Below are 10,706 nucleotides of genomic sequence, written 5' to 3' on the forward strand. Positions count from 1 at the left end.
CGGCGAGGGTCGGCGCCGATGACAGCAGGCGCCGCCCCGCGGCGCGCGCCTCCTCGACCGTGACGGCTTCGATCTTCGCGACCGTCTCCGCGACATCGAGCGGCCGGCCGAAGGCGAGATGATGCCGCGCATGATGGTCGGCGCGCGCGGCGGGCTGCTCGAGCGACATCAGGAGCCCGGCCTTCATCTGCGCCTTGGCGCGCTCGACCTCGCGCTCGTCGGCGGTCTCCGCGGCCTCCGCCAGCACGTCGAGCGTCACCGGCAGGATGTCGGCGGCGTCGTCCGCCCCGAGCCCGGCATAGACGCCGAACAGGCCGGCGTCGGCGTAGGACCAGTGGAAAGCGTTCACCGTATAGGCGAGGCCGCGCTCCTCGCGAATCTCCTGGAACAGCCTCGACGACATGCCGCCGCCCGCGAGGTTCGCGAACACCTGGGCGGCGTAGACGTCGTCGGCGTCATAAGCCCGGCCCTCGAAGGCGAGCGCGACGTGGAGCTGCTCGAGGTCACGCCTGGCGCGGCGGTCGCCGCCGGCGTACCGCGCAGGCGCGGGCTTCTCGCCCTCTCCCGCCGGCAGTCCCTCGAAGCGGCGCGCAGCCTCCGCCACGACGGCGTCGTGCTCGACCGCGCCGGCCGCCACCACCACCGCGTCCTTCGCCCGGTAACAGCGCTCGCGGAAGCCGCGCAGCGCCTTTTCATCCAGCCCGCACACCGATTTCGGCGTGCCCAGAATCGAGCGGCCGAGCGCCTGGCTGGGGAAGGCTGTCTCCTGCAGCCAGTCGAACACCAGGTCGTCGGGCGTGTCCTCGACGCCGCCGATCTCCTGGACGATGACGTTCTTCTCGCGCTTGAGCTCCTCCGGGTCGAAACGCGGCTCGACCACGATGTCGGCCAGGATGTCGAGCGCAAGCGGAATGTCCTGCGCCAGCACGCGCGCCGAATAGCCGGTCTGCTCGACGCCGGTCGCGGCGTTGAGGTCGCCGCCGACCTGCTCGATCTCCTCGGCGATCTCGCGCGCCGAGCGGCGGGCCGTGCCCTTGAAGGCCATGTGCTCGAGGAGATGCGCGAGCCCGTGCTCCTCCGCGGCCTCGGAGCGCGCGCCGGCGCTGAACGAGACCCCGACCGCGGCGGTGCCGAGCTCCGGCATCCGGTCGGTGATGACCGAAAGCCCGGACGGCAGGACGGTGAGGCGGGCGCTCACGCGGCGGCGTCCCGCGCGATGCGGGCGCGCTTCTCGACGAAGGCTTCCAGCTCGCCCAGATCGTTCGGGAGCTGGTTGATCCGCTCCGGCGCGGTCATGATCTCGGAGAGATGCGCCGGCAACTCGGGCCGGATTCCGGAAGCGGCCTCGACCGCGTCCGGGAACTTGGCCGGGTGCGCGGTCGCGAGCACGACGGTCGGCGTCGCGGGGTCGAGCCCCGCCTTCCCGGCGACCGCGCAGCCGACCGCCGTGTGCGGGTCGAGCAGGTAGCCGGTCTCGCGATAGGTCCGGCCGATCGTCTCGGCGACCTCCTCCTCGTCCGCGCGGCCGGCGTCGAAATCGGCGCGGATCGCGGCGAGCGTCGCCTCGTCCAGCGCGAAGGCGCCGGACTGGCCGAGCGACGCCATGGCCCGCCGCACGGCGGCCGCGTCGCGCCCCGAGGCGTCGAACAGCAGCCGCTCGAAATTCGACGACACCTGGATGTCCATCGAGGGCGAGGTGGTGGGGGTGACGCCGCGGACCTCGTAGCGCCCGGTCTCGAGCGTGCGCGCCAGGATGTCGTTGACATTGGTGGCGACCACGAGCCGGCCGATCGGCAGGCCCATCTTCTTCGCCACATAACCCGCGAAGACGTCGCCGAAATTGCCGGTCGGCACCACGAAGTCGACGGCGCGCCGCGGTGCGCCGAGCGCGACCGCGGCGGTGAAATAATAGACCGCCTGGGCCAGCACCCTAGCCCAGTTGATCGAGTTCACGCCGCCGAGCGACATGCGGTCCCGGAAGGCGTGGTGGTTGAACGCGGCCTTCACCAGCGCCTGACAGTCGTCGAACGAGCCGTCGACCGCGATGGCGTGGACGTTGTCGTCCGGCGCGGTGGTCATCTGCCTGCGCTGGACGTCCGAGACCTTGCCGTGCGGCATCAGGATGAAGACGTCGGCGCGCGCGCGGCCGCGGAACGCCTCGATGGCCGCGCCGCCGGTGTCGCCCGACGTCGCGCCGATGATGGTGGTCCTCTGGCCGCGCTCCGCCAGCGCATGGTCCATGAGCCGCGCGAGCAGCTGCATGGCGACGTCCTTGAACGCGATGGTCGGGCCGTGGAACAGCTCGAGGATGAAGCGGTTCGGCGCGGTCTGCACCAGCGGCGCGACCGCCGGATGCCGGAACGAGGCGTAGGCCTCGCGGATCATCTCGCGCAGCTTTTCGGGCGCGATCGCGTCGCCGACGTAAGGCGCGACGACGGCCTCGGCGACCTCGGCGTAAGGCCGGCCCGCAAAGCCCGCGATGGTCTCCTCGGAGAGCCGCGGCCAGGCCTCCGGCACGTAGAGCCCGCCGTCACGGGCGAGCCCTGCGAGCATCGCGTCGGCGAAGCCGAGCGCGGGCGCTTCTCCACGGGTCGAGACATAAGCGAGAGGCATGAGAAGTCGCGTCTTTCGGGAATTCTGGCGGCAGGTCAAACTAGGCGTGCAGGCCCTGCGCCGCAAGCGAGCCGGCTGTCGGATTCACCGAGGCTTCGTAACGATAGCCGCGCGGCGCGTTCCGTCGCGTTCCTCCCCGACCGTCCGCCAGGCGAAGGCGAGAAACACCGCAATCAGGGCGCCGGCGAGGCCGTACCAGGTGAGCGCGTATTCGAGGTGGCGGTTCGGGAACGACACGCGCGTCTCGCCGCCCTGCGGCAGTCCGCCGGGATTGGGCGTCGCGTCCGCGTCGATGGTGAAGGGCGCGGCGTCTTTGAGTCCCAGGCCCGCCGCGATCGCCTTGGGATCGCGGTCGAAGAACAGGCGCTTTTCCGGCTGGTCCGCGGGCGTGAACATGTTGCGGCCTTCCGGCTCGCGAAGCGCGCCGACGACCGTGACCTCGCCCGCCGGCTGGCCTTCGGCCCGCGTCGCGGGGTCGACGCGGCCCTCCGGCACGAAACCGCGGTTGACCAGCACGATTCCCTTCCCGCCGGTCAGCGCGAGCGGGGTCAGGATGAAGTAGCCCGGGCCCTTGAACCGGCCCCTGGCGTCCGGAAGATTGATATAGACGCGCGCCTCGCGGGCATGGTCGAACACGCCGACGGCGCGGACGCGGCGGTACGCCCAGTCCGATAGATCGAGCCTCGCCCAGTCGGACCGCGGCGGAAGCGCGACGGGTTCGGCGGCTATGCGCTCGGTCACCCGGGCGACCAGCCCCTCCTTCCAGCTCAGCCGCGACAGCTGCCACGAGCCCAGCCCGATCAGGATCGCGACGCCGATCGCGGTCGCGACCGCGACGGGCGCGAGGCGGCGGACGGTCCCGGCCATGTCAGACGTCGAGCCGCCCCTCGGCGGCGTCGTGCTTGTACTGGAGCGCGATCAGCAGGCCCTTGAACAGCCTGAGCAGCGCGAGGCAGATCCCGAGCGTCACGGGCAGCGACACCACGAGATGGATCCAGAACGGCGGCTCATAGGCGAATTCGAACCACAGCACGAAACCGAGCGCGAGGAAGCCCGCGATCAGCATGACGAACACGGCGGGGCCGTCGCCGGAATCCGCGAAGCCGTAGTCGAGCCCACATCTGGAGCAGGCCGGCGGCAGCGCGATGTAGCCGGAGAACAACTTGCCCTCGCCGCAGCGCGGGCAGCGCCCGAGCAGGCCGGAGAGCGCGGCCGAACCCTGGGATCGGGGGGCGGGTCGTTCGGGCATCACGGACCTCCAACGAAAAACGAGGCCGCCGGTTCGCCCGGCGGCCCCGCTTGCGTCGCTCGAGCGATGGAGCCGTCAGTGCGCCGAGGCGCCTGCGCCCCAGACATAGATGCAGGCGAACAGGAACAGCCACACCACGTCGACGAAGTGCCAGTACCAGGCCGCGGCCTCGAAGCCGAAATGCTGCTTCGGCGTGAAGTGCCCCTTGTAGACCCGGGCGAGGCACACCGCGAGAAAGATGGTCCCGACGATCACGTGGAAGCCGTGGAAGCCGGTCGCCATGAAGAAGGCCGCGCCGTAGATGTTGCCCGAGAAGGCGAAGGCCGCGTGGCTGTACTCATAGGCCTGGCAGAGCGAGAACAGCACGCCGAGGATGACGGTCAGCCACAGCCCCTGCTTGAGGCCCTTGCGGTCGTTGTGGATCAGCGCGTGGTGCGCCCAGGTCACCGTCGTGCCCGAAGTCAGCAGGATCAGCGTGTTGAGCAGCGGCAGGTGCCAGGGATCGAAGGTCTCGATGCTCTTCGGCGGCCAGACGCCGCCGGTGAACTCGGCGCGCTGGAACTGATGGATCTCGTTCGGGAACAGCGCGACGTCGAAATAGGCCCAGAACCAGGCGACGAAGAACATCACCTCGGAGGCGATGAACAGGATCATGCCGTAGCGCAGATGGATCGCGACCACGCGCGTGTGGTCGCCGCGATGCGCCTCGTTGATGACGTCGCGCCACCACGCGACCATCGTGTAGAGCACGCCCGCGAAGCCCACGAGCGCCATCCAGGGCGCGCCGCCCTTCATCCAGTGCACGGCGCCGATGGCGAGCACGAAGGCCGCGATCGAGCCGATGAACGGCCACGGGCTTGGGTCGACGAGATGGTAGTCGTGGTTCTTGGCGTGGGCGTCGGCCATCGGGGCTTCCCCCTCCCTCTTGATCGGCTTCGCCGGGCCATGGACCGGCGCCGCGCGCGCTCTTATCTCAACTCTTCGGGCGATCCGCCACCGTTCTTGAGGCCGATTTCGGCTCCTTCACGGGGAAGAAAGTATAGGACAGCGTGATTTCGCGGATGTCGTCGAGCTCGCGGTTCTCGGCGATCGACGGATCCACGAAGAAGGCGACCGGCATGTCGATCTCCTCGCCGGGCTGCAGGGTCTGCTCGGTGAAGCAGAAGCATTGCAACTTGGAGAAGTAGGCCCCGGTCTGGTTCGGAGAGACGTTGTAGCTGGCGGTTCCGGTCAGCGGACGGTCGGAGACGTTCTTGGCGCGGTAGAGAGCGAGTTTGGTCTCCCCGATCCTGACCGTCATGGTCCGGGTCTCGGGCTCGAAGCGCCAGCCTAGGCCGGGCGCGACATTGCCGTCGAAGCGGATTTGCACGGTCCGTTCGAGCGCGCCGCTCGGCGCCGCGCTCGCGACCTGGGTGGTGCCGCCATAACCGGTCACGCGGCAGAAGAGGTTGTAGAGCGGCACGGCTGCGTAGGACGCCCCGAGCATCGCGGCGACGATGCCGACGCAGCCGAAAGCCACGAGGCCGTGGCGAGGCTTCGCCGCCGTCTCAGCCATGTCCGGGCCGCCGGTCACAGCTGCCGGTTGGCGACGTTGCCGCCCATCTTGAAGACGGTGACGAGGTAGAACAGCGCCACCAGCACCGCGAGCGCGACCGCGATCGCCACGTTGCGCGCCTTGCGGCGGCGCAGCTGCTCTTCGGTGAGGACCAGTCCCTTCCTGTTCGGGTCGTTCCGGTCATCGTCGCCCGCCATCACATCCAGCCGGCGATCGGGGCGGTCAAAGGCGGAAGGCCGACGGCCTTCTCGACCAGAAGGACGAAGAACAGCGCGAACAGGTGGATCAGCGAGAAGCCGAACAGCTTGCCCGCGGCCTTGCGGGCCTCGGCGCCCTCGCGGACCCGGTAGACCACGATCGCGCGGCGGACGAACTCGATCCCGACCACGACCGAGACTGCAAGATAAAGCGCGCCGCCGAGGCCGATGAAGGCCGGCGCGACGCCGAGCGGGGCGAGCGCAATCGCATAGAGCAGGATCTGGCGGCGGGTCTCGTTGGGCCCTGCGACCACGGTCAGCATCGGCACGCCCGCGCGGGCGTAGTCGTCCGACTTGATCAGGCAGAGCGCCCAGAAATGCGGCGGCGTCCACATGAAGATGATGGCGACGAGCACGGCGCTCTCGAGCCCGACCGTCCCGGTCGCCGCGGCCCAGGCGACCATCGGGGGCATCGCGCCCGCGAGCCCGCCGATCACGATGTTCTGCGGCGTCGAGCGCTTCAGCCACATCGTGTAGATCACGACGTAGAAAAAGATCGTGAAGGCGAGCAGGCCGGCGGCGAGCCAGTTCGCCGTGAGGCCGAGCATCAGCACCGAGCCGACCGAGAGCGTCATGCCGAAGGCGAGCGCCTCGCCCGGGGCTATGCGGCCGGCAGGCACCGGCCGTCCAGCCGTACGCGCCATCACGGCGTCGATGTCGGCGTCCCACCACATGTTGAGCGCGCCCGAGGCCCCGGCCCCGACCGCGATGCAGAGCAGCGCGACCGCGCCGAGCACCGGGTGCAGGCCGGCGGGCGCCGCCACGAGGCCGGTCAGCGCCGTGACCACGACGAGCGACATCACGCGCGGCTTCAGCAGCGCGAGATAGTCCTCGACGCCCGCCAGGCTCGGGCCCGGCAGGGCGGCGACGGCCTCGACTCGGTTTTCCTCGATCATCGACATCTGAAGCGGTCAAACCTTATCGGTTCGGCGTCTTGGCCGAAGGAAACTGCGTGCTTCGAGACGCCCGCTTTGCGGGCTCCTCAGCATGAGGAAGGTCGCGAACTCCAACGGTCCTCATGCTGAGGAGCCTTGGCGAAGCCAAGGCGTCTCGAAGCACGCAGTTCCGTGGAGGCGCCTCCTGATTGGGACCCGGCGGCCGGACTGGCCGGCCGCCGGATAGGTCACTTCACCCGCGGCAGGGTGGAGAACTGGTGGAACGGCGGCGGCGAGGTCAGCGTCCATTCGAGCGTGGTCGCGCCCGCGCCCCACGGATTGTCGCCCGCCAGCCGCTTTTTCGCGAAGGCCTCGAACACGCCATAGAGGAAGATCAGCACGCCGAGGCCCGAGATGTAGGAGCCGTAGGACGACACCATGTTCCAGCCGTGGAACGCCTCCGGATAGTCGGCGTAGCGGCGCGGCATCCCGGCGAGGCCGAGGAAGTGCTGCGGGAAAAACACCAGGTTCACGCCCACGAAGGTGAACCAGAAGTGCAGCTTGCCGATGGTCTCGTTGTACATGTAGCCCGACATCTTCGGGAACCAGTAGTACCAGCCCGCGAAGATCGCGAACACAGCGCCGAGCGACAGCACGTAGTGGAAGTGCGCGACGACGTAGTAGGTGTCCTGCAGCGAGCGGTCGATGCCGGCGTTCGACAGCACGACGCCGGTGACGCCGCCGAGCGTGAACAGGAAGATGAAGCCGATCGCCCAGATCATCGGGACGCGGAGCGAGATCGAGCCGCCCCACATGGTCGCGATCCAGGAAAAGATCTTCACGCCGGTCGGCACCGCGATCACCATCGTGGCGAACACGAAATAGGCCTGCGTGTTCACCGAGATGCCGGTCGTGTACATGTGGTGGGCCCACACCACGAAGCCGACCACGCCGATCGCGACCATCGCGTAGGCCATGCCGAGATAGCCGAAGATCGGCTTTCTCGAGAAGGTCGAGATCACGTGGGAGATCATGCCGAAGCCCGGCAGGATCAGGATGTAGACCTCGGGGTGGCCGAAGAACCAGAACAGATGCTGGAACAGGATCGGGTCGCCGCCGCCGTCCGGCGCGAAGAACGTCGTGCCGAAGTTGCGGTCGGTCAGCAGCATGGTGATCGCGCCGGCGAGCACCGGCAGCGACAGCAGCAGCAGGAAGGCCGTCACCAGCACGGACCAGGCGAACAGCGGCATCTTGTGCAGCGTCATGCCGGGCGCGCGCATGTTGAAGATCGTGGTGATGAAGTTGATCGCGCCGAGGATCGACGAGGCGCCGGCGAGATGGAGCGCGAGGATCGCGTAGTCCATCGCGGGGCCGGGGATGCCCTTGGTCGAGGAGAACGGCGGATAGATCGTCCAGCCGCCCGAGACGCCGTGGCCGCCCGGAGCGCCGGGGACGAACATCGAGATGATGAGCAGGCCGATCGCCGGCGGCAGCAGCCAGAACGAGATGTTGTTCATGCGCGGGAACGCCATGTCGGGCGCCCCGATCATCAGCGGCACGAACCAGTTGCCGAAGCCGCCGATCATCGCCGGCATGACCATGAAGAAGATCATGATCAGGCCGTGCGCCGTCGTGAAGGCGTTGAACATGTCTTCGTTGGCGAAGATCTGCATGCCCGGGTTCTGCAGCTCGAGCCGCATCCCGATCGACAGCGCGCCGCCCAGGACGCCCGAGCAGATCGCGAAGATCAGGTACATCGTGCCGATGTCTTTGTGGTTGGTCGAATAGACCCACCTGCGCCAGCCAGTCGGATGGTCGTGGTGCTCTTCGCCGTGTCCGTGAGCCGCTGCGACAGCCATTCGGTCGTCTCCCAAAAACTCTGTCCCGCCCGGGGCGTGTCCGATCAGCGCGCCGCGACCGACGTCGCGCCGCCCGTCGCGAGCGCCTGCTTGAGGAGCTTGGTCGCGTCCTCAGGCTTCTGCTTCGCGGCCTCGAGCCACTTTTTATAGGTTTCTTCGTTCACGACCTGGATGGCGATCGGCATGCTGGCGTGCGCGACGCCGCAGAGCTCCGAGCACTGGCCGTAATAGATGCCTTCCTTCTCGGCCTTGAACCAGGTCTGGTTCAGCCGGCCCGGAATGGCGTCGACCTTCACGCCGAAGGACGGGATGGTGAAGGCGTGGATCACGTCCTCCGCGGTCACGTCCACGATGACGACCTTGTTGACCGGCACGGCGACCACGTTGTCGACCGCGAGCTTGCGCGGCTCCCCTGGCTCCAGCTCCTCGTCCTGCTTCATGAGCTGGGTGATCGTGAGATCCTTCTGGTCCGGATAGACCACGTCCCAGTTCCACTGCCGGCCCACCACCTTGATGGTGAGGTCCGCCGGGGGCGGCGAGTACTGGGCGTAGAGCAGCCGGAAGGACGGAATCGCGATCACCACCAGGATGAGCACCGGGATCACCGTCCAGGCGACCTCGAGCAGAGTGTGGTGCGTGGTCTTGGAGGGCGTCGGGTTCTTGGACTCGTGGAACCGCACCATGCAGTAGACGAGCAAGCCCAGCACGAACAGCGTGATCACCGTGATGATGATCAGCACGAAGGTGTGGAAATGGTGCGCCTGGTCGAAGACCGGGGTGACCGAGTTCTGCAGACCGAGCTGCCAGGGCGAGGGCTGTCCGGTGCCGGCGAACGCCGACGCCGTGGAGGCGAGCGCCGCCGCGAGCGCGGCGAAGGTGAGCGTCGTCTTGCGTCCGGGTCGGTTCATGCGCGCCAGCCTCTCGCTTCCCCCAAGGACCGTTTTCGGCCCTTCACGCGTGACCGCGGCGTGTGGAGGCCCCGCTGGTCTCTTACGTTTCTGATCGGGCAGCCGCGCCGTCGAGGACGCGCGGCGGCCGCCGAGTCCACCCCTCGGCACGGCCTTGAAACCATAACGGTTACAAAAGCTCAATGTGACCATTCGATAGGCTCCGTGCGGCATTTGCGCGCGAAAAAATCATCCTTTGGCATTGTTCTTAGGCGGTTACGCCCAAGCGCCGCGCGCTTGAAGCCCGCCGCCCGCTCTGTTACGCCGACAGCCGCCGGCCGGACATCTCCGGCCGTGTCCGGGAGATCGCCGATCTTGCGTCTGATCCGCCTTTCGGCCGCGCTGGCGGTCCTGCTCGCCAGCCTCGCGCCGACCGCCGCCGGAGCGCAGGGCGCCGTCAAGGCGACGCATGGCGACTGGCAAATGCGGTGCGACACGCCGCCGGGCGCCCAGGGCGAGCAGTGCGCGCTGGTCCAGAGCGTCACCGCCGAGGACCGGCCGAATGTCGGCCTCACCGTCATCGTGCTGAAGACCGCCGACAAGAAGAGCCGCCTGCTGCGGGTGCTCGCGCCGCTCGGCGTGCTGCTGCCCTCGGGGCTCGGCCTCAGGATCGACCAGGCCGAGGTCGGCCGCGCCGGCTTCGTGCGCTGCCTGCCGAATGGCTGCGTGGCCGAGGTCGTGCTGGAGGACCAGTTGGTCAACCAGCTCAAGGTCGGGAAGCAGGCGACCTTCATCATCTTCCAGACGCCCGAGGAAGGCATCGGCGTGCCGGTCTCGCTGAACGGTTTCGGGCCGGGCTTCGACGCGCTGCCGTAGATTTCAGGGCGCCGTCGCGCCGCAGCTCCGGGCGACCAGGGCCGCGATCCGCTCCGCTCTGTCGTCCTTTCCTGCGGTCTCGCGGCCGTCGACCGCCGTCACCGGCATGACAAGCCGGACACTGTTGGTCGCGAAGACCGCGTCGGCCGCGAAAAGCTCATTGGTCCCGATCGCTCGCTCGACGGCGCGAAGCCCCGCACGCGGGGCCTCCTCCAGCACCGCTCCACGCATAATCCCCGGCAGCACGCCCTCTGACACCGGCGGCGTGACCAACTCCCCGCCGATCACCGCGAACAGATTCGCCATCGCTGTCGACGCCACGCGTCCCTCAACGTTAAGCATCAGCGCGTCGTCGGCACCGGCCCGCTTCGCCTCGTCGAAGGCGAGCACGCTGTCGAGATAGCTCAGCGTCTTCGCGCGGGACGCGAAGCTTGTGGGATTGCGGCGAACCGAAACCGTCGCGAGCCGGATCGGCGCGAAGCGCATCGAAGCCGGATAGAGCGACGACGAGACGATCACGGCGGGGGGGCCGCCC

General features: G+C 68.5%; 12 protein-coding genes. 1 reads left to right on the forward strand and 11 read right to left on the reverse strand.

Going from position 1 to position 10,706, the window contains the following annotated elements; genetic code table 11:
* From EK403_RS10695 to coxB, 10 genes are all read right to left on the reverse strand, one after another.
* On the reverse strand, positions 1 to 1,198 hold a 1,198-nt coding region (locus tag EK403_RS10695), incomplete at its 3' end, for a M16 family metallopeptidase (RefSeq protein ID WP_164919571.1).
* Positions 1,195 to 2,613, reverse strand: a complete 1,419-nt coding sequence (gene thrC, locus EK403_RS10700; RefSeq protein ID WP_128777482.1) for a threonine synthase — start codon at positions 2,611 to 2,613, stop codon at positions 1,195 to 1,197. The genes thrC and EK403_RS10695, both read right to left, overlap by 4 nt.
* A gap of 84 nt (positions 2,614 to 2,697) precedes the next feature.
* Positions 2,698 to 3,480 (reverse strand): SURF1 family protein, encoded by a 783-nt coding sequence (locus EK403_RS10705; RefSeq protein ID WP_128777483.1) that lies wholly within the window; start codon positions 3,478 to 3,480, stop codon positions 2,698 to 2,700.
* A gap of 1 nt (position 3,481) precedes the next feature.
* Positions 3,482 to 3,862, reverse strand: a complete 381-nt coding sequence (locus EK403_RS10710) for a DUF983 domain-containing protein (RefSeq protein WP_128777484.1) — start codon at positions 3,860 to 3,862, stop codon at positions 3,482 to 3,484.
* A 75-nt stretch (positions 3,863 to 3,937) separates the two neighbouring features.
* Positions 3,938 to 4,768: a cytochrome c oxidase subunit 3 gene (locus EK403_RS10715; protein WP_128777485.1), complete on the reverse strand. Its 831-nt coding sequence runs from the start codon at positions 4,766 to 4,768 to the stop codon at positions 3,938 to 3,940.
* 67 nt (positions 4,769 to 4,835) lie between these two features.
* On the reverse strand, positions 4,836 to 5,417 hold the full coding sequence (locus EK403_RS10720) for a cytochrome c oxidase assembly protein (RefSeq protein WP_128777486.1): 582 nt from the start codon (positions 5,415 to 5,417) through the stop codon (positions 4,836 to 4,838).
* A gap of 14 nt (positions 5,418 to 5,431) precedes the next feature.
* Complete coding sequence (locus EK403_RS10725) at positions 5,432 to 5,614, reverse strand: hypothetical protein (RefSeq protein WP_128777487.1); 183 nt, start codon at positions 5,612 to 5,614, stop codon at positions 5,432 to 5,434.
* Positions 5,614 to 6,576 (reverse strand): heme o synthase, encoded by a 963-nt coding sequence (locus EK403_RS10730; RefSeq protein WP_128777488.1) that lies wholly within the window; start codon positions 6,574 to 6,576, stop codon positions 5,614 to 5,616. Before EK403_RS10730 ends, EK403_RS10725 begins: the two co-directional genes overlap by 1 nt.
* A 221-nt stretch (positions 6,577 to 6,797) precedes the next feature.
* Entirely contained in the window at positions 6,798 to 8,408 is a 1,611-nt protein-coding gene (gene ctaD / locus EK403_RS10735) for a cytochrome c oxidase subunit I (protein WP_128777489.1), read from the reverse strand.
* A gap of 44 nt (positions 8,409 to 8,452) precedes the next feature.
* Positions 8,453 to 9,316, reverse strand: a complete 864-nt coding sequence (coxB, locus tag EK403_RS10740; protein ID WP_128777490.1) for a cytochrome c oxidase subunit II — start codon at positions 9,314 to 9,316, stop codon at positions 8,453 to 8,455.
* Between the two features lie 360 nt (positions 9,317 to 9,676).
* Here coxB and EK403_RS10745 point away from each other — a divergent pair, with 360 nt between their 5' ends.
* Entirely contained in the window at positions 9,677 to 10,171 is a 495-nt protein-coding gene (locus EK403_RS10745; RefSeq protein WP_428979595.1) for an invasion associated locus B family protein, read from the forward strand.
* A gap of 3 nt (positions 10,172 to 10,174) precedes the next feature.
* On the opposite strand, the gene EK403_RS22355 is transcribed toward EK403_RS10745, so the two are convergent.
* Positions 10,175 to 10,706, reverse strand: a 532-nt coding sequence (locus tag EK403_RS22355) for an aminotransferase class IV (RefSeq protein ID WP_206659527.1), incomplete at its 5' end; no start/stop codon positions are given.

The sequence above is a fragment of the Hansschlegelia zhihuaiae genome (genome assembly GCF_004103825.1).
Classification (GTDB): Bacteria; Pseudomonadota; Alphaproteobacteria; order Rhizobiales; family Methylopilaceae; genus Methylopila; species Methylopila zhihuaiae.

Excerpts from the sequence above, each read along its gene's own strand:
- EK403_RS10725 (WP_128777487.1), bottom strand. The coding sequence starts at position 5,614 with ATGGCGGGCGACGATGACCGGAACGACCCGAACAGGAAGGGACTGGTC.
- EK403_RS10730 (WP_128777488.1), bottom strand. The coding sequence starts at position 6,576 with ATGTCGATGATCGAGGAAAACCGAGTCGAGGCCGTCGCCGCCCTGCCG.
- ctaD (WP_128777489.1), bottom strand. The coding sequence starts at position 8,408 with ATGGCTGTCGCAGCGGCTCACGGACACGGCGAAGAGCACCACGACCAT.
- EK403_RS10720 (WP_128777486.1), bottom strand. The coding sequence starts at position 5,417 with ATGGCTGAGACGGCGGCGAAGCCTCGCCACGGCCTCGTGGCTTTCGGC.
- thrC (WP_128777482.1), bottom strand. The coding sequence starts at position 2,613 with ATGCCTCTCGCTTATGTCTCGACCCGTGGAGAAGCGCCCGCGCTCGGC.
- EK403_RS10710 (WP_128777484.1), bottom strand. The coding sequence starts at position 3,862 with ATGCCCGAACGACCCGCCCCCCGATCCCAGGGTTCGGCCGCGCTCTCC.
- EK403_RS10705 (WP_128777483.1), bottom strand. The coding sequence starts at position 3,480 with ATGGCCGGGACCGTCCGCCGCCTCGCGCCCGTCGCGGTCGCGACCGCG.
- coxB (WP_128777490.1), bottom strand. The coding sequence starts at position 9,316 with ATGAACCGACCCGGACGCAAGACGACGCTCACCTTCGCCGCGCTCGCG.
- EK403_RS10715 (WP_128777485.1), bottom strand. The coding sequence starts at position 4,768 with ATGGCCGACGCCCACGCCAAGAACCACGACTACCATCTCGTCGACCCA.